Source organism: Mycobacterium sp. SVM_VP21 (genome assembly GCA_024758765.1).
Classification (GTDB): domain Bacteria; phylum Actinomycetota; class Actinomycetes; order Mycobacteriales; family Mycobacteriaceae; genus Mycobacterium; species Mycobacterium heraklionense_C.
Map to the genome: position 1 here is coordinate 1,132,840 of CP101406.1, position 21,653 is coordinate 1,154,492.

At 67.2% G+C, this 21,653-nt stretch carries 21 protein-coding genes; 9 read left to right on the top strand and 12 right to left on the bottom strand.

Annotated features, from left to right (window positions below; all coding sequences use genetic code 11):
* Nucleotides 1-4: 4 nt before the first annotated feature.
* Nucleotides 5-1,384, bottom strand: a complete 1,380-nt coding sequence (locus tag NM962_05605; GenBank protein UVO13579.1) for a glutamyl-tRNA reductase — start codon at nucleotides 1,382-1,384, stop codon at nucleotides 5-7.
* 193 nt (nucleotides 1,385-1,577) lie between these two features.
* Entirely contained in the window at nucleotides 1,578-1,835 is a 258-nt protein-coding gene (locus tag NM962_05610) for a glutaredoxin family protein (GenBank protein ID UVO13580.1), read from the bottom strand.
* 140 nt (nucleotides 1,836-1,975) lie between these two features.
* Between NM962_05610 and NM962_05615 the strand changes: the two genes are divergently transcribed.
* From NM962_05615 to NM962_05625, 3 genes are all read left to right on the top strand, one after another.
* Nucleotides 1,976-2,431: a nuclear transport factor 2 family protein gene (locus tag NM962_05615; protein ID UVO13581.1), complete on the top strand. Its 456-nt coding sequence runs from the start codon at nucleotides 1,976-1,978 to the stop codon at nucleotides 2,429-2,431.
* Between the two features lie 56 nt (nucleotides 2,432-2,487).
* Nucleotides 2,488-3,375, top strand: coding sequence for an HAD-IB family hydrolase (locus tag NM962_05620; protein UVO13582.1), 888 nt, complete (start codon nucleotides 2,488-2,490; stop codon nucleotides 3,373-3,375).
* A 128-nt stretch (nucleotides 3,376-3,503) separates the two neighbouring features.
* Nucleotides 3,504-4,031, top strand: a complete 528-nt coding sequence (locus NM962_05625; protein ID UVO13583.1) for a MaoC family dehydratase N-terminal domain-containing protein — start codon at nucleotides 3,504-3,506, stop codon at nucleotides 4,029-4,031.
* A gap of 121 nt (nucleotides 4,032-4,152) precedes the next feature.
* On the opposite strand, the gene NM962_05630 is transcribed toward NM962_05625, so the two are convergent.
* From NM962_05630 to NM962_05670, 9 genes are all read right to left on the bottom strand, one after another.
* Entirely contained in the window at nucleotides 4,153-5,181 is a 1,029-nt protein-coding gene (locus NM962_05630) for an acyltransferase family protein (protein UVO13584.1), read from the bottom strand.
* A 4-nt stretch (nucleotides 5,182-5,185) separates the two neighbouring features.
* Nucleotides 5,186-6,301 (bottom strand): SDR family oxidoreductase, encoded by a 1,116-nt coding sequence (locus tag NM962_05635; GenBank protein UVO13585.1) that lies wholly within the window; start codon nucleotides 6,299-6,301, stop codon nucleotides 5,186-5,188.
* Between the two features lie 135 nt (nucleotides 6,302-6,436).
* Nucleotides 6,437-6,538, bottom strand: a complete 102-nt coding sequence (locus NM962_05640; GenBank protein ID UVO13586.1) for an AURKAIP1/COX24 domain-containing protein — start codon at nucleotides 6,536-6,538, stop codon at nucleotides 6,437-6,439.
* 193 nt (nucleotides 6,539-6,731) lie between these two features.
* Nucleotides 6,732-6,941, bottom strand: a complete 210-nt coding sequence (locus NM962_05645; protein ID UVO13587.1) for a helix-turn-helix domain-containing protein — start codon at nucleotides 6,939-6,941, stop codon at nucleotides 6,732-6,734.
* A gap of 139 nt (nucleotides 6,942-7,080) precedes the next feature.
* Complete coding sequence (gene proC, locus NM962_05650) at nucleotides 7,081-7,941, bottom strand: pyrroline-5-carboxylate reductase (protein ID UVO13588.1); 861 nt, start codon at nucleotides 7,939-7,941, stop codon at nucleotides 7,081-7,083.
* 64 nt (nucleotides 7,942-8,005) lie between these two features.
* Nucleotides 8,006-8,836, bottom strand: a complete 831-nt coding sequence (locus NM962_05655; protein UVO13589.1) for a thioesterase family protein — start codon at nucleotides 8,834-8,836, stop codon at nucleotides 8,006-8,008.
* A gap of 33 nt (nucleotides 8,837-8,869) precedes the next feature.
* Nucleotides 8,870-9,712, bottom strand: coding sequence for a sugar phosphate isomerase/epimerase (locus NM962_05660; protein UVO13590.1), 843 nt, complete (start codon nucleotides 9,710-9,712; stop codon nucleotides 8,870-8,872).
* Nucleotides 9,713-9,729: 17 nt separating this feature from the next.
* Nucleotides 9,730-10,734: a hypothetical protein gene (locus NM962_05665; GenBank protein ID UVO13591.1), complete on the bottom strand. Its 1,005-nt coding sequence runs from the start codon at nucleotides 10,732-10,734 to the stop codon at nucleotides 9,730-9,732.
* Nucleotides 10,731-11,726, bottom strand: coding sequence for a Ppx/GppA family phosphatase (locus NM962_05670; GenBank protein UVO13592.1), 996 nt, complete (start codon nucleotides 11,724-11,726; stop codon nucleotides 10,731-10,733). Before NM962_05670 ends, NM962_05665 begins: the two co-directional genes overlap by 4 nt.
* 71 nt (nucleotides 11,727-11,797) lie before the next feature.
* Between NM962_05670 and NM962_05675 the strand changes: the two genes are divergently transcribed.
* From NM962_05675 to NM962_05700, 6 genes are all read left to right on the top strand, one after another.
* Nucleotides 11,798-12,592 carry a hypothetical protein gene (locus NM962_05675; protein ID UVO13593.1) on the top strand — a complete coding sequence of 265 codons (795 nt, stop codon included), beginning with the start codon at nucleotides 11,798-11,800 and terminating at the stop codon, nucleotides 12,590-12,592.
* 298 nt (nucleotides 12,593-12,890) lie between these two features.
* The gene (locus tag NM962_05680) at nucleotides 12,891-13,688 is read left to right on the top strand and encodes an ABC transporter ATP-binding protein (GenBank protein UVO13594.1); all 798 of its coding nucleotides are present in this window, start codon (nucleotides 12,891-12,893) and stop codon (nucleotides 13,686-13,688) included.
* Entirely contained in the window at nucleotides 13,670-16,201 is a 2,532-nt protein-coding gene (locus NM962_05685; GenBank protein ID UVO13595.1) for an FtsX-like permease family protein, read from the top strand. Before NM962_05680 ends, NM962_05685 begins: the two co-directional genes overlap by 19 nt.
* A 29-nt stretch (nucleotides 16,202-16,230) precedes the next feature.
* Nucleotides 16,231-17,598 carry an FAD-binding oxidoreductase gene (locus tag NM962_05690; GenBank protein ID UVO13596.1) on the top strand — a complete coding sequence of 456 codons (1,368 nt, stop codon included), beginning with the start codon at nucleotides 16,231-16,233 and terminating at the stop codon, nucleotides 17,596-17,598.
* A gap of 92 nt (nucleotides 17,599-17,690) precedes the next feature.
* The gene (locus NM962_05695; protein ID UVO13597.1) at nucleotides 17,691-19,136 is read left to right on the top strand and encodes an amidase family protein; all 1,446 of its coding nucleotides are present in this window, start codon (nucleotides 17,691-17,693) and stop codon (nucleotides 19,134-19,136) included.
* A 129-nt stretch (nucleotides 19,137-19,265) separates the two neighbouring features.
* Nucleotides 19,266-20,642: an HNH endonuclease gene (locus tag NM962_05700; protein UVO13598.1), complete on the top strand. Its 1,377-nt coding sequence runs from the start codon at nucleotides 19,266-19,268 to the stop codon at nucleotides 20,640-20,642.
* Between the two features lie 18 nt (nucleotides 20,643-20,660).
* Here NM962_05700 and NM962_05705 read toward each other — a convergent pair whose 3' ends face one another.
* On the bottom strand, nucleotides 20,661-21,650 hold the full coding sequence (locus NM962_05705) for an NAD-dependent epimerase/dehydratase family protein (protein ID UVO13599.1): 990 nt from the start codon (nucleotides 21,648-21,650) through the stop codon (nucleotides 20,661-20,663).
* Nucleotides 21,651-21,653: the final 3 nt, after the last annotated feature.

Below are 21,653 nucleotides of genomic sequence, written 5' to 3' on the forward strand. Positions count from 1 at the left end.
ACGTCTACCCGGCCGACCCGGTTTCGGCGCTGACATCAAGTCCTCCCGGCACTACTGGCAGCTCGCCGGCGGTCGCGACCGCATCCACGGCGGTCGGATCGAGCTCGAACAGCTCGCGCAGCGCCTCGGCGTAGCTGTCGCCGCCGGGCGAGCTGGCCAGCTGTTTGACCCGCACCGTGGGGGCGTGTAGCAGCTTGTCGACGACGCGGCGCACGGTGCGCGCCACCTCTTCGCGCTGGTCGGTGTCCAAGTCGGGCAGCCGGTGATCCAGCCGCATCAACTCGGCGGTAACCACATCAGCGGCACGCTGGCGCAGCGCGGTCACGGTCGGGGTGACCTCGGCCATCCGCTGCCCGGCGAGATAGGTGGCGACCTCGCGGGCCACGATGTTGCGCGCGGCTTCGGTGTCGGAGGTGGCGACCTGCGCCGAGGGCTCGCGCTGGATCCGGTCCATGTCGATGACCCGCACCCCGGGCAACCCGGCGACCGCGGCGTCGACGTCGCGCGGCATGCCCAGGTCGCAGATCACCAGCGGTTGGGTCGCCTCGTCCCGGTTGCCGCCGGCCAGCGCGTGGTGCACGTCGGCCAGCGATACGACCGGGCTCACCGCGCCGGTGGAGGACACCACGATGTCAGCACTGATCAGGCTGGCAGCCATCCGGTCCAGGGCGACAGCGTCGGCCGTCACGCCGCTCTCGCGGATCTTGCGGGCCAGCCGTTGAGCGCGCGGCAGTGAGCGGTTGACGACGTGGATGTGTTCGACACCGGCGCGCACCAGATGTGCCGCGGACAGCGCGCCCATCGACCCGGCGCCGATCACCACCGCGGTCCGTCCCTGCAAGGCCTCGTCGCCCAACTGCTTGGCCGCGATGCCCAGGGCGACCGAGACCACCGACGCGCCGGCGGCGTCGATTCCGGTTTCGGAGTGCACCCGCTTGCCCACCGACAGGGCGCGCTGCGCCAGTTCGTGTAGCACCCGGCCGACACTGCTGTTGGCCTCGGCGGAGGCGTAGGAGCGACGCACCTGGCCCAGCACCTGCTGCTCGCCCACCACCGCAGAGTCCAGACCGCTGGCCACCGAGAACAGGTGCTCGACGGCGGCTTCGCTGTAGCGGACGTAGGCGTATTTGGTCAGGTCGGCCATCGACATGCCGGAGTGTTCGGAGAGCACCTGCCCGATCGCCGAGAGCCCGGCGTGGAAGGCGTCGACGACGGCGTAGATCTCAACCCGGTTGCAGGTCGACAGGATCATCGCCTCGGTGACGAGCGGCGATTGCAACACCTGCTCGACGATCTTGGCCTGATCGGATTCAGCGCTGCTGAGCTGCTCGAGTACGGAGACGGGGGCGCTGCGGTGCGAGACCCCGAAGAGCAGGACGCTCACGGCAATATCACCTGGTCCGCTCCTTGCTGTCACCCGTGAAGAAACTTCTCTCCACGGTAGAGGCTAAAGCGCTGGCCTACCAAATTCGGCGGTTCAGCGAGGCTCGACGCAGGAGAGGCGAAGCTGGAACCGCCGTATGAGCGAGCGGTTCAGCGAGGCTCGACGCAGGAGAGGCGAAGCTGGGACCGCCTCATTAACCCGCCAAATCAGCACGTAGCCGGGCCTCGTCGACCTCCCAGTAACTGTGCTCACGTCCGTCGAGCAGCACTACCGGCAACCGGTCGCCGAACTCGGCTCGCGGCCCCGTGTCACCGGCCGCCGCGGCGGCGTCGACGTCGACGGCCTGCAGGTCGAACCCGAGTTCGGCCGCCAGCCCGGTCAGCTGGTCGTGCACCTGCACGCAGACCGGGCAGCCCTCCCGAGTGAGCAGCTGTACCTGGTGGCGGGTCATGACTCCAGTGTTGCAGGGCTGTCGCCGGCCCGCCGAGACCACCGGGTTCTCTGGATTGTCGCGATGTCCCCAGCTGAATTGAATTACGGTGTGACCGGCCATAAGCCGCATCTCCCTCACCCCGGCGGACAGAGCAAGCCATGAACCCCAGTGCGGTGTCGATCACCAACCTGCTGTATCGCTATGCGGAGTTGATGGACTCCGGTGACCTCGACGGCGCGGCGGCACTGTTCGCCCACGCCCGGATCAAAGCCGACCCCGAAGGCACGGTGATCCTCGACAGCGCCGGGATCCTGCAGCTGTGGCGCGGGCTCGTCACCCTTCACGCCGATGGCACGCCGCGCACCAAGCACGTGATCACCAACCCGATCCTCGACATCGATGAGGTCGCCGGGACCGCATCCTGCCGGTCGTACTACACGGTGCTGCAGCAGACCGAGGCGGTGGCACTGCAGGTGATCGCCGCCGGGCGTTATCACGACACGTTCGAGCGGGTCGACAACGTCTGGCGGTTCAGTTTCCGCGACTACTCGATGTTCGACCTCAAAGGTGATCTACGCGATCACCTGGGGGTCATCGGCCCTGCAGCCGGATAGGGTTGATGACGGCCGGAGCACCGGCCCCACAGCCCAGACGCGGAAGGAGTCGGGTGATGGCATCACCGGGCCCGGCCGACCGGGCATCCGCGGCCGAGGTGGCATCGCTGACAGACGCCAGCGCAGAGCGGGCGCTCGCCGATGTGGCCGACGCCGACACGCCCGCACCGGTCGACCTGACCGCCGCCGCGTTCTTCGACGTCGACAACACCCTGGTACAGGGATCCTCAATGGTGCACTTCGGCCGTGGTCTGGCCGCCCGTAACTACTTCACCTACCGCGATGTCATCGGGTTCGTCTACGCGCAAGCGAAGTTTCAGCTCACCGGCAAGGAGAACAGCGACGACGTCGCGGCCGGTCGGCGCAAAGCGCTCGCGTTCATCGAAGGCCGGCCGGTGTCCGAGCTGGTCGATCTGGGTGAGGAGATCTACGACGAGATCATCGCCGACAAGATCTGGCCCGGCACCCGCGAGTTGGCCCAGATGCACCTCGATGCCGGGCAGCAGGTGTGGCTGGTCACCGCGACCCCCTACGAGCTGGCCGAGACCATCGCCCGCCGGCTCGGCTTGACCGGCGCGCTGGGCACCGTCGCGGAATCGGTCGACGGGGTGTTCACCGGCCGACTGGTCGGCGAGATCCTGCACGGACCCGGTAAAGCCCACGCGGTGCGGTCACTGGCGATCCGGGAGGGGCTGAACCTGCGGCGTTGCACGGCCTACTCCGACAGCTTCAACGACGTGCCGATGCTCTCGCTGGTCGGCACGGCGGTGGCGATCAACCCCGACGCCGCGTTGCGGGAGACGGCACGCAAGCGGGGATGGGAGATCCGCGACTTCCGTACCGCACGGCGGGCGGCGCGGATCGGCGTGCCGTCGGCGCTGGCGCTGGGGGCCGTCGGCGGGGCCCTGGCTGCGGCCGTGGCGCACCGGAACGAGCGCGCGTAGCGCAGCGGAGCACACGAGGACCGGTCGACCGCATCGAGCACCGTGGCGCACCGGAACGAGCGCGCCTGACCTGCTCGCTGATAGGCTTCCGCCGCCGAGCACCACGGCGAGCGGAGGGGTAAACCGGCATGTCAGTACACACCGAGTCGCAGCGGATGATCGGAGCCCATTACCGGTTCCCGGACTACTTCGAGGTCAGCCGGGAGAAGATCCGGGAGTTCGCCCGCTCCGTCAAAGATGACCACCCGGCCCACTTCGAGGAGGCTGCTGCCGCCGAAGCCGGGCATCCGGGGCTGGTGGCATCGCTGACGTTCCTGGCGGTCGCCGGCCGACAGGTGCAGCTGGAGATCTTCGACAAGTTCGACCTCCCGATCAACATCGCCCGGGTGCTGCACCGCGACCAGAAGTTCACCTTCCACCGGCCGATCGTGGCCGGTGACAAGCTGTTCTTCGACACCTACCTGGACTCGGTCATCGAATCGCACGGCACGGTTGTCAGTGAGGTCCGCAGCGAGGTCACCGACGAGAACGGCGAGCCGGTGGTGACCAGTGTGGTCACCATGCTCGGCGAGTCGGTCAACCAGGACGCCGACACCGAGGCCAAGACAATCGCCGCCCTCGAGGCCATGCGCGATCGGGCACTGGGCAAGAAGTAGCCGTCCAAGCTCGTTGAGATTGCGTCCAGGGTCGTGGACGCGGCGACATGCACAGCCCTGACGGCGATCTCAAAGGGCGGCTGCGCCTATCGGTGCTGGTGAGGTGCCAGAGTCGCGGAGCTCAGCCCAAGAACATGTTGCGGCGACCGGCGAGCAGCCGGTACAACGTCTGCTGAATGGTCTCGCGCACCTGATCGGTCAGCTCGAAGGTGACCATCGGGTCGTCGGCAGCGCCCGGCTCGTAGTCGGTGGTCTCAATCGGTTCGCCAAAGGCGATGTGCCACTTCGACGGCATCGGCACCAGCCCGGCCGGGCCGGCCAGCGGAAACAGCGGCGTGATCGGGAAATACGGCACGCCGAGCAGTCGGGCCAACAGCTTGACGTCGGCGATCATCGGGTAGATCTCCTCGGAGCCGACGATCGAGCACGGCACGATCGGCGCGTGGGTGCGCAGTGCCGCCGAGACGAAGCCGCCGCGACCGAACCGCTGCAGCTTGTAGCGGTCCTTGAACCGCTTGCCCAGGCCCTTGTAGCCCTCCGGGAAGACGGCGGTCAGCTCGCCGGCCTCCAGCAACCGGTTGGCGTCGGAGGTGCATGCCATGGTGTGGCCCGCCTTGCGGGCGGTCGGGCCGATCACCGGCAGGTCGAATACCAGGTCGGCGGCGAGCATCCGCAGGTTCCGCCGTTCGGGGTGATGGTCACGCACCGCCACCGAGAGCATCAGCGCGTCCATCGGTAACACTCCTGCGTGGTTGGCCACCACCAGAGCGGGACCATCGACCGGAAGGTTCTCGATGCCGCTGACCTCGACGCGGAACCAGTCGTTGAAGAACACCCGCAGCAACGGCAGCACCACGGCTTCGTTGAAGTGCGGGTCGAAACCGAATTCGTCGACCTGGTAATCCCCCGTGATCCGCTCTCGCAGGAACGCGGCGACCGCGCTCACCCGGCGGGCGAATTCACTCGGGGTGGGCGCGGCGGCACCGGTGGTGCCCGCGGCGCCGCGACGCTCGCCGAGCTCACGAACGACCGCGGCGACCTGCTTGGCGGAAGCCTGTTCAGCCGGCCTCGCCAACGCCGAGGGATGCCTGCGCAATGAACTCGAATGCTTGTGCAGCGGAATGACTTTCGCCTTCGAATCATCAGCCATAGCGCTAACCTCCCCGCACCCTATTAAAGCTGATATCCCCCATGCGCTGCGCTGCGCTCACTGTTCGCCGCTCCACCGAGCGGACCCACTTGGGATCGATGATCGGGTTCAGCCCCCGACCCCGCACGTAGTCATCAAAAGCCTCGGCGGTGGTCCACTTGGCGCTGTACCCGAGTTCGGTTCGCATTCTAGTCGTGTCCATCACCCGGCCAAAGCTCAGATAATCCAGCTGTTCCCGGTTGATCTCGGTGTAATTGTTGGCCCGGCGCAGCGAATCCATGACCCACAGCCCGACACCCGGCAGCGGTATCGGAACGCGCCCGGACCTGCGGATCGCCTGCGACATCATGATGATCCCGTCGGCACCGATGTTGAAGGTGCCGGCCTTGCCGGCCATGGTGGCCCGTTCCAAGGCGCCCAGCGCGTCCTGCTCGTGCAGCAGCTGCAGGCGTGCGTCTCGGCCCAGCACCATTGGGACCAGCGGGCCGGCGAGGTAGCGCGACAGCGCGGTGTCCATGGCCGGGCCGATCATGTTGGCCATCCGCAGGATCGTGACCGCGATGTCGGGCCGCCGCCGACCCAACCCACGGGCGTAGCCCTCGATGTCGATGCTGTCGCGGGGGAACCCCTGCGTCGGGGGACGGCGACTGGTGCTGTCCTCAGAGAACAACACCGGGTCGCGCGAGCACGACCCGTAGACCTCCGAGGTCGACTTGAGCACCACCCGCCGCACCGAAGGCGCCTTCTGACAGGCGGCGAACAACTGCATCGCACCCATCAGGTTGAACTCTTTGAGCGCCGCCCCACCACCGGACCTCGGCACGTACGACGCCGCCGCTGCGTGCACGACGGTGTCGACTTCGCTGTTTCGAATCACCTTGGCGATAAAGGGGTTACGGATGTCGGCACGGACAAACTCAGCGCGTCCCATCCGGCGCAGCATGTCCTTGCTCGGCATGACCGCATCCACAGCGATCACCCGGTTGATCAACGGGTTCTGCGTGAGCCTTGCGGTGAGGAATCCACCCAGGAACCGGCACGCACCGGTGACCAACACAACCTTGGGGTAATGCCGGGCGTCACTTCGCGTGCCGTCGCTCGGGGGTCCGGCCTCGTCCACCCCGTCAGCCTAACGGCCACGCCGGAAAAGCAATACCGGCGATCGGCTCGTTGTCGAGCGTGAAGCTAACGTCACACCCGGTGCACGAGCGTGAAGCCAACTTCACGCTCGGCACGGCGCGGGGCCTGGACGGAGTTACTTACCGAGTTTTCTGCGCTGCACGCGGGTACGGCGAAGCAGCTTGCGGTGCTTCTTCTTCGACATGCGCTTGCGCCGCTTCTTGATGACTGAACCCATGAACTCCGCTATCTGCTTCTGCCCGCGCCGACGAATGGGCGCTGCTGAACTTGATCGACCCGGTTACTTTACCCGTAGACAGGCGCGGACCGGAAAACCGCACCTGACCCGACCACCAAGGCCCACAAGACAGCCGACCCCGGGCGTCGCCGTGCGGCGACGCCCGGGGGGCGCTTACCTGTCGACCGGCTCTTTAGCCCGCGTCGAAGAAGGAGGTCTCCAGCAAGTCGTGCACCGCCTTGGCGTGCACCCGGAAGGACCGTCCCACCCGTACCGCGGGCAGCTCGCCGTTGTGCACCAGGCGGTACACCGTCATCTTGCTGACCCGCATCAACGCAGCCACCTCGGCCACGGTGAGAAATTGTGTCGTGTCACGCGCCGAAGGCCCGTTCGCAGACGTCATCGTTACCCATTTCAATCAGGCACGTGCAGTCTCAGCGGCTTCCCCTCCGCTGCGCCCACACGCACAGACATAGAGGAGAATAGCGGGACGGATGGGGTTCCTGCGACTAGTGAGAGCCAATATGTGAAAAATAAGTGAATTACTCCGATGTGATTCTTAGCTGCTCAGAGCGTGTTTTTGCGGCCTGAACCGCCCGATCGATCGAGGTCCGCAGGCCGCTGGCCTCCAATTCACGCAGTGCGGCCGCAGTGGTCCCCCCCGGCGACGTCACCATCGCTCTCAGGTGGGTCGGAGCGGTGTCGATGCCCGCATTTGGCGCCCCTTCGCTCTCGGCGCGCTCATCCAGCAGCATCTGCGCCGAACCGGCCATCGTCTGCACCGCCAGGTCGGTGGCCGCCTGCCGGCTCAATCCGGCCGCAACCCCGGCATCCACCAGCGCCTCGACCACCAAGAAAAAGTAGGCCGGCCCGGATCCCGATACCGCGGTGACGGCGTCCATCTGCTCTTCCGGAACGATCGCCACCGTCCCGACGCACTCGAACAGCGCAGCGACCTCGCTGACCTGTTCGCTACTGGGGAACCGGCCCTTTGCCAGCGCGCTGGCGCCGGCGCCGACCTTGACCGGGGTGTTGGGCATCACGCGCACCACCGCAGCTCCGGCCGGGAGCTTGGACTCCACATACCCGGTGGTGAGACCGGCGACGATCGTGACCAGCACCTGCTCTGCACTGTCCCCGGAGGCGGCGGTGACGCTCTTGGCGAACTCCTCGACCACGGAATCCACATCCTGCGGCTTCACCGCCACAATCACGACGGACGCGTTCTCGATCGCGTCGGCGACCGAGGTCACCAGGACGGAGTACTTCTCCGACAGCTGCCGGGCCCGCTCGCCGTACCGCTCGGCGACCACCAGGTCCTTGACCGGGCGGCCAGCAGCCAGCAGCCCCGCCAGCAACGCTTCGCCCATGTTGCCGCCACCGATGATCGCGATTCTGGTCATGGCGACAGCATTTCAGACCCGGCCTGCCAGCGCGGTGAAGCCCAGTCCACAGGCGGGTCGCCCGCTAGCGCACCGGCACCATCGCCAACTGGCGGGTCTGCACCACGATGCGGCCCTTGCAGTCGACCACCGTGTGGTCCTCGTCGAACCAGTCCTGGCCGATCTGCACACAGCTGCAGATCACCCGCAGCCAGCCGTCGGCCGGGATGGCCCGCAGGTAGGCGGTGAGCTGCACGGTGGGCGCCCAGCCGTTGCGGTTGACGGCGAAGGTCACCGGAGCCGACACATCGCCGCACAGCAGCGCGAAGAGCACGTCGGGCGCGGCGTCTTTGGGTCGCACCCACATCTCGATCACCGGCGGGCCGCCGTCCGAGCGCGGGCCGAGCGTGGTCAGCGCCGGCCGGATATCGCAGCCGTGCGCCAAGTGCACGATGTGTTCCATCGGGTGGCCCGGACCAATCGGCTCCAAGCCGGGCGGAGGCTCCGGCGTCATCAGCGGCACCACCGGGTTGAACGACAGCAATGGCGGCGCCTGGTGCTCAGGCTCGCTGAGCGTGATGGCGGCACGCACCGCGGTGCGCTCGCCCTGGTTGAGTTCGACGTCGACGAGGCTGACCCGGCGGCCACGCTTGCGGATCGTGGTCACCAGCTGCATCGGGCCGGGATCGGGTGCCCACAGATAGCTGGCCGACACCGCGACCGGTTGCAGGCCGCCACCGTGGGCAGTGCGGGCGGCGTTGGCGCACAACGCCAGCATCGCGCCACCGTGCACCTTCGGACCGATGGTCCAGTGCTCGTTGAGCTCACCGGTAAATGACGCGACGTCCTCACTGTCGTCATGGCCGTCGACGCGCACCAGGGTCATAGCATCGGTGAACAGCGTGGACGAGGTCATGCGAGGGCTCCTTGCATCTCAGCGATCAGGCGATCAGCGCAGCAGATGCGTCCGAGCGAACTGCAGCGATTCGGTCAGCAGCGCCTCGCGCTCGTGCGGCGAGCGCGCCTGCGAGGTGGTCACTTCCAGCACCACATGACCGGTGAAGTCACTGGAGGCCAGCAGCTGACACACCTCGGCGGTGGGCTGGTCACCACGACCGGGCACCAGATGCTCATCGGCCGGCAGGCCGGTGCCGTCACACAAGTGCAGGTGCGTGAGCCCCGAGCCCATCCGGCGGGCCATCTCCAACCCGTCGGCGCCTGCGGTCGCGGTGTGCGACAGGTCCAACGTGTAGTGCGCATGGTTGCCATCGAGTGGATCGTGGGACGGCGCAAACGCCGAAATCCCCGCTCCCGGGCCGCCTCCGCGGCGACGCATCCGTTCGCGGGACTGATCGGCACCGAAGAACCGGTCGGCACGGAAGGGGAACATGTTCTCCACCGCTACCGCCACATCACTGGCGGACTCCAATTCGGCGACTTGATCGCTGAAGCCCTCGGCATAGCGTCGCTGCCAGCGAAACGGCGGATGCACCACCACGGTCTGGGCCTCGAGCTGCTCCGCCGCCCGGACGCTGCGCTCCAGCTTGGCGATCGGGTTGGAGCCCCACACCCGTTGCGAGATCAACAGGCACGGTGCGTGCACCGACAGCACCGGCACCCGGTACTTGCGCGACAACCGCCGGACGGCGCCGATGTCCTGGCTGACCGACTCCCCCCACACCATCAGTTCGATGCCGTCGTAGCCGAGCCGGGCCGCATACTCGAAGGCAGCCTCGGCCCGCAGCGGGTAGACCGATGCGGTCGACAATCCAACCTTGATGGCGGGGCGCACGAAGTAATAGTGAACGGCTAATTGGCGTGCAACGCCAGCGGCCCCAACGTAACCAGCAAACCGACCGCGACCGCGATCAACGTACTGACGATGTCCACGGTCTTGCGGACCGCCTGCACCGCGGCCACCAGACCGAGTGTGACCAGGACCGTGAGTACCAGGGCCACGATGCTGTTCCACCGCCACAGTTGGTCGAAAACGATGAACAGGCCGCCGCCGAACGCCACGGCCAGCATCGACTGCAGCACCACCAGCAAGCCGCCCACCACGCCCGGGCGGCCGACGTACTGGTCGGCGGGCTCGGCGTCAGCGGCCGCCTGGGCGCTGTCGGCGTCGGCAACCTCGGCGTCACCGTCAGCGTCAGCAACCAGGGCGGAGCCGCCCGCTCGTGCGGTGGAGCGGCCCTTGGTCAGGAACGACCGCACGAATGCGGAGTCCCCGGACGGCAGGGCGGCATCGCGAACGTCGCCCTCCATGACGTCGACAGCGATATCGGTATAGGTATCAACCGGATCCGGACGCATCCGTTCGGCACCCGAGCCAGTCGGTCGGGTTTCGTCCGGCTGACCGTTCTCTGCGCCGGGCGGGTCGGACCGGCGCATCGGTCGGGGGTAGGCACTTTGCTCAGGTCCACTGCCACGTGGCACCTGCGGCGGCGACTTGGGCCAGCGCTGCTCGGGTGCCGGCCGCTTGGCGGGTTCCACCCGCTGCACGGGACGCGGCCCCGTCGCCGGTCGGTCCTCTTCGACGAAGCCGGGTGCCGGGCCAATGGGCAGAGCGCCGCTCGGCTCACTGTCGGTACTTGCCGACGACGCGGCGTCAATCTCGGGAGGAGCCTCATCGCGGATGATCGGGATCTCGCCCGTCAGTTCGGCGACCGTCACGGCGTCGGCATTGCCGCGCCGGCGCCGGCGCCGCCCGGTGACCGGCGGGGCACCGATATTGCCGTTCTTGGCGAGCAGCTCGGCAACCGAGATGGGTCGCGTCTCGACGTCGCGGGGGTCAGGCTTGGGTCCACTCATCGGTGCCCTCCCTTTGACCGCGCCGCGGCCATGCCCGCCGCCGGGGCTCCGAACAGGGTGACACCGTCGGCTTCACTGTCGAGCCTGCGCAGGATCAAGCCCTCCCGCAGCGCCCACGGGCAAATCTCCACCGTTTCGATCGCCAGCGCTCGCATGCTCGCTTCCGCCACCAGAGCACCCGCCACGATCTGTGGCGCTCGCTCGGCGCTCACCCCTTCCAATTCGGCCCGATCAGCCGTGGTCATCCTAGAGATGAATGATATGAGCTGCCTAAGGCCAGTGGCGGTCAATGTGCGCCGGACGCGCGGGCCGGCGGCCGACGGCGCCGCCCCGGTCAACCGCGCCAGCGAACGAAACGTCTTGGAGCTCGCGACCGCCAGATCGGGTGGCCCGGCATCCAACACGGCCGCAGCGGCGCCTGCCAACTCGGTGTCCAACCAGTCCCGCAGCATGGCCACCCGACGCCGGCCAGGCGGGTCTTCGGCCAGCCATTCCCTGGTGAGCCGCCCGGCGCCCAACGGCAGGGACAGGGCCACGTCCGGCTCCTCGTCGACACCGCTGGACATCTCCAGCGAGCCACCACCGATGTCGAGGTTGTTGATCCGCCCGGCACTCCAGCCGAACCAGCGCCGCACCGCCAGGAACGTCAGCCGGGATTCGTCCTCGCCGGCGAGCACCTGCAACTCGACGCCGGCCTCCGACCGCACCCGGGCCAGCACTTCCTCGGAGTTGGATGCGTCTCGCACCGCCGAGGTGGCGAACGCCACTAACTCCGCACAGCCCGAACTCGCTGCGATCGTGGCGAATTCGCCCACCGTCGACACCAGTTTGTCGGCTCCGCGCCGGGTGAGCTTGCCGGAACTGTCAGTGGCCTCGGCCAGGCGCAACGTGGCCTTGGTCGAGCTCATCGGAGTCGGGTGACCACCACGGTGGGCATCGACCACCAACAGGTGGACGGTGTTGCTGCCGACGTCGAGCACCCCTAATCGCACGCACCCAACTTAGTGGGGCGAGGCCCGGACATGGTGAGGCAACGTGAATTTCTGGTCTAGCGTGGAGTTTCGTGACCCCCGCGCAGCACCGCTCCCATCCCGGTGAAGTCGATCTGGACTTCCCCCGCGAATGGGTGGAGTTCTACGACCCCGACAACCCCGAACACCTGATCGCCGCCGACCTCACCTGGCTACTGTCCCGCTGGACCTGTGTTTTCGGCACCCCCGCCTGCCATGGCATCGTGGCCGGCCGCCCCGATGACGGGTGCTGTTCACACGGAGCCTTCCTGTGTGACGACGACGACCGGGCCAACCTCGATGACGCGGTCGCCCAACTCACCGACGCCGACTGGCAGCTGCGCGACAAAGGTCTGGGCCGCAAGGGTTACCTGGAATACGACGAGAACGACGGTGAGCAACAACTGCGTACCCGCACCGTCAAGGGCGCCTGCATCTTCCTGAACCGCCCGGGATTCGCCGGCGGTGCGGGATGTGCCCTGCATATCAAGGCCGTCCGGCTCGGCGTGGAACCCCTGACGATGAAGCCCGAGGTGTGCTGGCAGCTGCCGATCCGGCGCAGCCAGGACTGGGTCACCCGTCCCGACGACACCGAAATCCTCAAGACCACGATCACCGAGTTCGATCGGCGCGGCTGGGGCCCGGGCGGCGAAGACCTGAACTGGTACTGCACCGGCGACCCGGCGGCACACGTCGGCGCCCGGCAGGTCTGGCAGAGTCTGGCGCCCGAACTGACCGAGTTGCTCGGAGCCAAGGCCTATGCCGAGCTGGCGGCGATCTGCGAGCGACGTAACGAACTTGGCCTGGTGGCCATTCACCCCGCCACCCGGGCGTCTCGGCCTACCTGACCGGAGCATCGTGCACTTGGGTGGCCGCAAATTCATGACTCGGATCGCCGCAGGTCAGCTGGCGCTTTCTCGCCGGCACCAGGTTGCCGGGAACGCCGGCTGACAGCGCGATCGGCCAGGTAGCGCGATGGCCGCGGGTGGTCGGGGTCACGACCGAACGATTTTCGGCAGGCGACCGACGCCGGTATGATCGGCCCATAGCGCCGCGTAGCGCACCAACTTCGCGGAGTGCGTACTGAATTGAGAAACGCGCCCAACGCGGGCATGATCGGTATTTTACGACGCCCGCCGGAGATTCATGATCAGGACCGAGATGCATACCGTGGATATGGAGCTCAACCGGAACGGACACACGCCGCCGGTCGTTCTTAGGCCTCCCGTGGTCCTTGAAGCGCGCAAACTCAACAAACAGTTCGGTGAGGGCGATACTGCCACGCCGATTTTGCGCAACATCGATATCCAGATAACTCGCGGCGAATTCGTCGCCATGGTCGGTCCGTCGGGTTCAGGCAAGTCCACCCTGCTGAGCATTCTCGGCCTGTTGGACATGCCGACCAGTGGCGACGTCCTCATCAACGGCCAGAGCGTCTCGCAACTCTCCCGCAAGCAGCTGGCCACCGTGCGATGTCAGACACTCGGCTACGTCTTCCAAGCCTTCAACCTTCTGGCGGGTCTCTCAGTAGTCGAGAACGTGATGCTCCCGGGCCTGCTGGCGGGTAAGTCCGGGCGCACCCAGCACGCGCATGCGATGAGCCTGCTCGACCAGGTCGGCCTGGCCGCCAAGTCCAAGCGCGTCCCGTCGGAATTGTCCGGCGGCGAGCAACAGCGCGTGGCCGTCGCCCGGGCGCTTTTCATGAAGCCCGACGTGATTCTCGCCGACGAGCCGACCGGCAATCTCGACACCGTAAATGGTCAGCGGGTTATTGACGCGTTGTATAACTTGAATGCAGCCGGTCAGACAATTGTTTTGGTGACCCACGACCGGAAAATAGCTGACGACGCTCCTCGTCTGATTTCATTGCTCGACGGTGAAGTTGAGACCGACAGCGGAATGGCTCACGCGGCAAATAATGTGACATGGCTCGCGGAACATTAGCCGCGACATTCGGCCTGCTGCGGATAATCAACTTCCGCGCCGTCCGTAAACACGCATTCCGGGCCGCACTGGCGGCATTCTCACTCGGCGGCGGTGTGGCAGTCGTGGTGGCCGTCATGATCGAGGTCACCAGCGTCTCCAAGGCCGTCGAAGACGTCGGCTACCAGATCGCCGGGCCGGCCCCGCTGCGCGTGGTCGGGGCGGCCACCCGCGGCGGCATCAGTCCCGCCGTCGTCGAAGACTCCCGGGCGGTGCCCGGGGTGGCAGCCGTGGTGCCGGTTATCCGCGGGGTGACCATGATCCGCAACGACGGCAAAGAGAGTTTCGGGCTGGGCCTGGGCGTGGACTGCTCCGCACAGTGGATCGTCGACCCGAAGGTCTGCCAGACCGGGCAGGTAGAGCCCCCGCCGGCAATCTCGAAGACCCTGGGCGACTCCCTGGACGCCTCGGCGACCCTGGTCACCGATGTCGGGCAGCTGTCAGTGGAGAAGTTCCAGCGGGTAGCCGACCTCGACGATGTCAACAACGGCCTGGTGGCGGTGCTGCCGCTGAGCATGGCGAAAGTGCAGTTTGCCCGCGGCGACCGGGTGGACATGCTGTACGTGACCCTGGACAAGGACGCCAACGCCGATGAGGTCCAGCAGCGACTGAAGACCACGCTGGGCCCCACCTACAGCGTGGCGCCCCGCAGCGAGCCAGCGAAGGGCTACAACGTCAACGACGTGCTGCTGCCCCTGCTGGGGATCTTCGCCCTGATCTCGATCGGCGTCGGGGTCATCCTGATCACCCAGATCACTCGGCTCTCCGTGGAGGAGCGCCGACGCGAGATCGCGATCGCGTCGGCATTGGGGGCCTCGCCCGCGTCGATCATGACCGGATTCCTCAGCGAAGCCGGGCTGCTGGGTGCCGTGGGCTCGGCGATGGGCGTGCTGACCGGCATCGTGATCTCCGAACCCATCGTGGCCAGCGCCAGCGAACTGACCGAACGCTTCGTCGGTGTCACCGTGCCGGTAATCCTCAAGCCGGCGATCCTGGTGGTCGGCGTCCTGGCCGGCATCCTGCTGGCGGTGGGGGCCGCGATCGGCCCCGCCCTGTCAGCGTCCAACACTCCCATCGCAGCCGAGCTGTCCGGGCGGGCGGCGCAGGAACAGACCACGCAGCGCAAGATCTGGTTCAAGGCGCTGCTGCTGCTGGCGATCGGACTGACCGGCGTGATCGCGGCGCGGCTGGCCACGCTGTCCGGCGCACTGGTCGCGTGGCAGGCCATCATCGCCGACATCGGCGCGGTGGTCGCCCTCGTCGGCCTCCTGTTGGCTACGGCGTACTTGAGCGCGCAGGCGATCACCAGCCTGCGCCCGCGGCCGGACAAGTCGAGCGGGGCGACGCTGACCATCGCGCTCAACGCGTTGCGCTCGGACCGGTCACGCACCGCCGCTATCTCGGGCGCTATCGCGGTGCCCGTTGTGGTTGCGATCCTGCTGTCCGGATTCCTGGTGGCGATCCACATCGGCGCCACCAAGGTCGCCGAATCGCAGGCGGACGGCCGCATTGCCATCACCACGACACAGTTCGCCGATTACGGGCCCATTGATGCCCGATTCGCTCCGCAGACGGTCAACAAACTGAACTCGGTGGCCGGGGTGGAAAAGACGGAGCGGATGGCTGAAATCGAGATCAGCCTCAAAGACGGGTCGTTGGCGCATATTCAGGCGCAGGATCGGCCGACATTTCCGTTCGGATTACTCGCGGGGCAATCCCCGGAGGCAAGCCAGAAAGCCAATCAGGTCGTCATCGGCAGCGTCCTGGCACGCGAGAAAAATCTCCACATAGGTGACACTCTTGTATTTGGAAGTGGACTCGACGCGCAGGCGATGAGTATCGGCACCATTGTCGCCACCCCCGAATACGGCGGACGTCGCATCTACATGCCCTACGCGATCGCCGAGCAGATCTACGGCCCCCAGCCCGCCGGCCTGATTTTCGCCACCCCGGCGTCCGGGTTCACCGCCGGCCAGGTCATCGAGAACATCAAGGCCGCGCAGTTCGACCAGCCACTGACCGCAGTGGACACCGATGGTTACGCCGCCGACATCGCGGCCTCCATCGGCCGCTATCTCACGCCGCTGAACACGCTGAAGTACGGCCTGCTGGCGATCGCCTTCATCTCGGTGCTGTCGACACTGCTGCTGGTCGGCATCCGCCGCAGGCGCGAGGTGGCGCTGATCCAGGCACTGGGCGCCACTCGCCTGCGCGTGTTCAGCATCACCACCATCGAGGCCGTCGTCGCCGGTGCCGCCGGCGGACTGTTCGGCGCGGTGCTCGCGATCGCCATCTCCGAGGCGGTGCGGCGGGCGGCCGTCGTCAACGTCGGGCTGGTCACCCCGCTGGTGTTCCCCTGGACCGACGCGGTGCTCTATGCCGTGCTGGCCACCGTCGCCGCGGTCTTCGCGGCCATCATTCCCGCCTGGAAGAGCACTCGGTCCACTCCGGCGACCGAACTGCGCGACGAGTGAGCTCGCCGCGCTGACCCGTTAAGGATGCGATGACAGCCACCACCCCCACCGTTCCGGGATTTACCGGCGATGCCGTCTACCCCGGCGAGGCCCGCTACGACGAGGTGCGCCAGGTCTTCAACGGCCTGATCGACAAGCGACCGCGGGTGGTGCTGCAGTGCCGCTCGCAGGACGACATCGTCGCCGCCGTCCGCTACGCCGTGGACTCCGGTGCCCAGATCGCGGTGCGCAGCGGCGGCCACAGCGTCGCCGGCCACTCGGCCACCGATGGCGGCATCGTCATCGACCTGACGCTGATGCGCGGGGTACGGGTCGACGCGCAGGCGCGGATCGCCTACGTCGACGCCGGCGCCACCTGGGGCGACGTGGACCCGGTCACCAGCCGCCACGGCCTGGCCTGCCCCGGCGGGGTGGTCTCGACGACCGGCGTCGGGGGATTTTCGCTCGGCGGCGGCATCGGGTGGCTCTCCCGCGCCCACGGCATGACCTGCGACAACCTGATCGGCGCAACCCTGGTGACCGCGTCCGGCGAGGTATTGACGGTCAGTGAGACCCAGAACGCCGACGTGCTGTGGGGCCTGCGCGGCGGGGGCGGCAACTTCGGCGTGGTGGCGCAGTTCGTACTGCGCCTGCACCCGATCGACGGTGTGGTGGCCGGCGTACAGTCCTACCCCGACACCGACGCCGAGGCAGCTCTCAAGCACTTCCGCGCCCAGATGGACAACGCACCGGATCACCTGGCGTCCATCCTCGACTTCTCCTCCGACCTCACGACGGGCCAGTCGCTGGTCAATGTTCTGGCCTGCTCGACACGGACCGACCCGTCCGCCGGCGAGGACGTGAGCGCGCTGCTCAATGTTCGCGGCGTGGCAGCCAAGCCGGTGGTGGCCGTGCAGCACAAGCTGGACTACTCGACCTGGCAGCAGGCCCTTGATTACACGGCGCCGTACGGCTGGCTGAACTACTGGAAGTCGCTGTTCGTCACCGAGCTCACCGACGAGGCGATCCGGCGCATCGCCCTGCTGGGGCGGTCACGTCCCTCGGCGCAGACCCGGCTGCACCTGATCCGGCTCGGCGGGTACGCCAGCCGGGTTCCGGCGGACTCGACGGCTATCGTCGCCCGCGAACACCCCTACATCATTCATTTGATGGCGACGTGGACCGATCCCGTCGAGAGCGCACGCTGCACGGCGTGGGCCCGGCAGGCTTTCGAGATACTGCGGCCACTGGGCCCGGACAGCGCCTACCTGAACTTCGTCGGGGACGAAGGGCAAGACCGCATTCGCGCGACATTCGGTGACGCCGGCTACCAACGTCTCGCCGAACTCAAGGCACGCCTGGATCCGGCCAACCGATTCACCCTCAACCACAACATCGAGCCTGCGACAGGGAACTAAGCACTCCGCAGTTCTCAGTGTGTCGCCAACGCCGACACACTTTTACGCCAACGCACGGTAGGTATTGTTGTCCGCGGGGAAAGGACGCCAAGATGTCTACCGCGCACGATGATGAGTTGGCCTTCGCCGGCGTCGCGCGCTTGGCGCAGTTGGTGCGCGCGCGTGAGGTGTCGCCGCGCGAACTGGTGACCCTGTACCTGGATCGAATCGCCCGCCTTGACCCGGTTTTGAACGTCTTTCGCACCGTGATGGGCGATCAGGCGATGGCCGAGGCGGCACACGTCGAGCATCGACTGGCCGCCGGGGAAGCACTGCCGTTGGCCGGTGTGCCGATCGCGGTCAAGGACGACACCGACGTGGCGGGCGTTTCCTCGATGTGTGGCACCGGAATTGACGTCGGCCCCGCTAGCGCCGACAGTGCAGCGGTGCGACGGCTCCGGGCTGCCGGCGCGGTGATCATCGGCAAGACTCATCTCTCGGAGTTCGGCGCCTACCCGGTGAGCGAATCGGCGACCTGGGGAGTGACCCGTAACCCGTGGGATCTCTACCGGACCCCGGGCGGCTCCAGCGGCGGCTCAGCCGCGGCCGTCGCCTCCGGCATGGTGCCCGGTGCCACCGGCAGTGACAGTGGCGGCTCGGTCCGCATTCCGGCCGCCTGCTGTGGGCTGGTCGGACTGAAGGGCCAGCGCGGCCGGGTCAGCACCAAGGAGTCGCCGGAGCGGGCTTATCGGTTCCACGGGCTCAACCACATTGGGCCGTTGGCCCGCAGCGTGATGGATGCGGCGCTGCTGCACGACGCGATGACCGGTCCCGAACCCGACGACGAGATTCCCTCGCCACCGCCGGCACCACCACTGATGGAGGCACTACTGGCGCATCCGCGACGGCTGCGGATCGCGATGTCGTTCAAGCCTGTTGTACCGGTACACGTGAGCGAAGAGGTACGCCGCCCGGTGCTGGAGACCGCCGAGTTGTTGCGCTCGATGGGCCACGAGGTGGTCGAGCGCAACCCGGTCTATCCGGTGATGGGTATCGCCGCGGTGCTCGCACTGTTCATGAACGGGTTCGCCCACGAGATCGAGCGGCTCCCGAAAACCGAACTGTTGGAACGGCGTATGCAGGCCGAGGCCCGGACCAGCCGGCTGGTCCCGGATTGGCTGGCCAACCGGGCTGTCGCCGCGGAGCCGCGGATCACCGCGCGCTCGCAGCGCAGGATCGCCGACTTCGACATCCTGATGACACCGGTGCTGGCCATTCCGCCGGTACGGGTGGGCTACTTCGAGGGACTCGGGCCGACCCGGGCGATGCTGAAGATGCTCAAGTTCATCCCGTTCACCTTCCCCCAGTGCTACAGCGGTCAGCCGGCCATGTCAGTCCCGACTGGGATCGCCCCCGACGGCCTGCCCGAGGCGGTGCACCTGGTGGCGCGGGCCAACGACGAGGCCACCCTGGTTTCACTGGCGGCACAGATCGAGGTGGCGCAGCCCTGGGCGCACCGCCGTCCGCCGACCGAGGCGCTGTTGAGCCAGGTCGGCTAGGCCGGCGACCCGGGCCGTTTCGGTAGGCCCAGTGCCGTTGGTCTAGTCACTGTATTCACTTGTGTCACAGTAGTTTTAGTTATGGATTAAGTTCTGCGACATGTCAGACTCCCGAGCTACAATTCGCACATGCGTTCGAATAGCCGGGGAGCGGTCGTGGAGGTGTTCGACGCGCTGTCGGCGGATCTGGATCGGGCGCTGGATCTGGACTTCGATGCACTGACCCCGCGGGAATGCCTAGCCCTGCTGCGACGCTGCGAACTGCTACGGCGCCGGCTTCCCGCGGTGGAGCATCCGATGGTCAACCGGCTCGCCGGCACCGACCCCGCCGAGTTGGGCGGCAAACCCCGTTGGGTGCTGGCAGACGAGTTGCATCTGACCCGCGGAGAGGCCGGGCGGCGTCTGGCGGAGGCCGCCGAACTGGGTGACCGCCGCACCCTCACCGGCGAAGCGTTGGAACCGGTACTGCCGACGGTGGCTACCGCCCAACGTGCGGGGAAGATCAGCACCGCCCACATCGCGGTGATCCGCTCCTTCTTCACCTACCTACCCGCCGAGGTCGACGCCGGCACCCTGACCCAGGCCGAACAACACCTCACCGCATTGGGCACCGAGTGTCGTCCCGACGAACTCGCCAAACTCGCCCAACGCCTCGCCGACCACCTATACCCCGACGGCAACTACACCGAAGACGATCGCGCCAAACGCCGCGGTGTAATCCTCGGCCCGCAAGGCAGCGACGGCATGACCCCCATCAAGGGCTACCTCGACCCCCAAGCCCGCGCCACCTGGGACGCCGTACTGGCCCGCTGGGCAGCCCCCGGCATGTGCAACCCCAACGATGACACCCCCTGTACCGGAGGCACTCCGTCGCAAGCCGCGATCGACACCGATACCCGCAGCGCCGCCCAACGCAACCACGACGCCCTGACCGCCATGTGCCGCGCCCTACTGGCCTCGGGAAACCTCGGCCAGCACAACGGCTTACCGGCCACCATCATCGTCTCCACCACCCTGACCGACCTGGAGAACGGCACCGGCAAAGCCCACACCGGCGGCGGCACCTGGCTCCCCATCCGCGACGTGATCGCCCTAGCCAGCCACGCCCACCACTACCTACGCATCTACGACGGCGCCAAAGAGCTGGCCTTATTCCACACCAAACGGCTGGCCTCACCCGGACAACGCATCGTGCTCTACGCCAAAGAACGCGGCTGCTCCCACCCCAACTGCCCCGTCTCCGGCTACCACTGCGAAGTCCATCACGACGACGACTACGCCAAAACCAGACGCACCGACATCACCGACCTCACCCTGCGCTGCGGCCCCCACCATGAGCTCATCACGTCAGGCGGCTGGCAGACTCGCAAACGCCACGACGGCACCACCCAAACCCTGCCCCCGCCCCATCTAGACCACGGCCAGCCCCGGATCAACCACTACCACCACCCGGAAAAGCTGCTGGGCGACAAGGACTCCGACGACGATGATGAGGATGGACACTAGGTCCCCGTGGCGGCTCGGCTAGTCCAGGTAGCCGTTGTCGCGATACCACTCGTAGCCGGCACGCAGTGCGGTCGCGAACGGGGTGAACGGCACACCCAACTCCTGGCGAGACTTGCTGGCATCGGCGAAGATCTCCGCGGTCGACAGTCGCATCTGGCGGGCGTCGATCGGCAGTCGCGGTCCCACCACGGCGCGCGCCACGCTCACCCCCGCTGCCGCCACCGGAATGAACCAGCGCGGCAACATGACCGAGGGTGGGCGCCGACCGAAGAGTCCGTTGGCGACTGCGAATGCCTCACGGAACAGCAGGTTTTCGCCGCCCAGGATGTAGCGCTCCCCGATCCGACCCCGTTCGGCGGCGGCGATGTGGCCGGCCACCACGTCGTCGACCGAGACGAAGTTGGTGCCGCCGGGCGCAGCGAACCACAACCGGCCGTGCTGCGCTTCGACGAGCATCGCGCTAGCAATGCGGTTGACGTCGCGAGGCCCGATGACCGCCGACGGGTTGACGATCACGACAGGCAGACCGGCCGCGGCGGCCTTCTGTAGCTCGGACTCCGCGAGGTGCTTGCTGTGCGCGTAGGGGAACTGCCGCGGGCGGATGTTGAACTCGTCGGTCTCGACCAGCTCATGACCGCGCTCCGGAACGCCCAGCGCGGCGAGCGAACTGGTGTAAATGAAACGCTTGACCCCGGCGCGCGCAGCGGCGGTTGCCATATCGCGGGTGCCGTCGACGTTGGTGCGATACAGCCGGGTCTGCGTCCGATAGCGCCAGTAGTCCGAGATCGCTGCAGTGTGAAACACCCAGTCACAGTCGGCCATTGCCTCGGTGAGTGCGTCGACGCCATCGTTGACGTCGCCGATCCGGGTCTCGCAGTCCAAACCCTCAAGCGCGGCCATCGGCGAGGTCGAGCGGCGCAACACCCGCACCTGCATGCCCTGCTTCAGCAGCGCGGCAACCAGGTTCGAGCCTACGAATCCGGTTCCCCCAGTGACGAATGCGCGCATGCC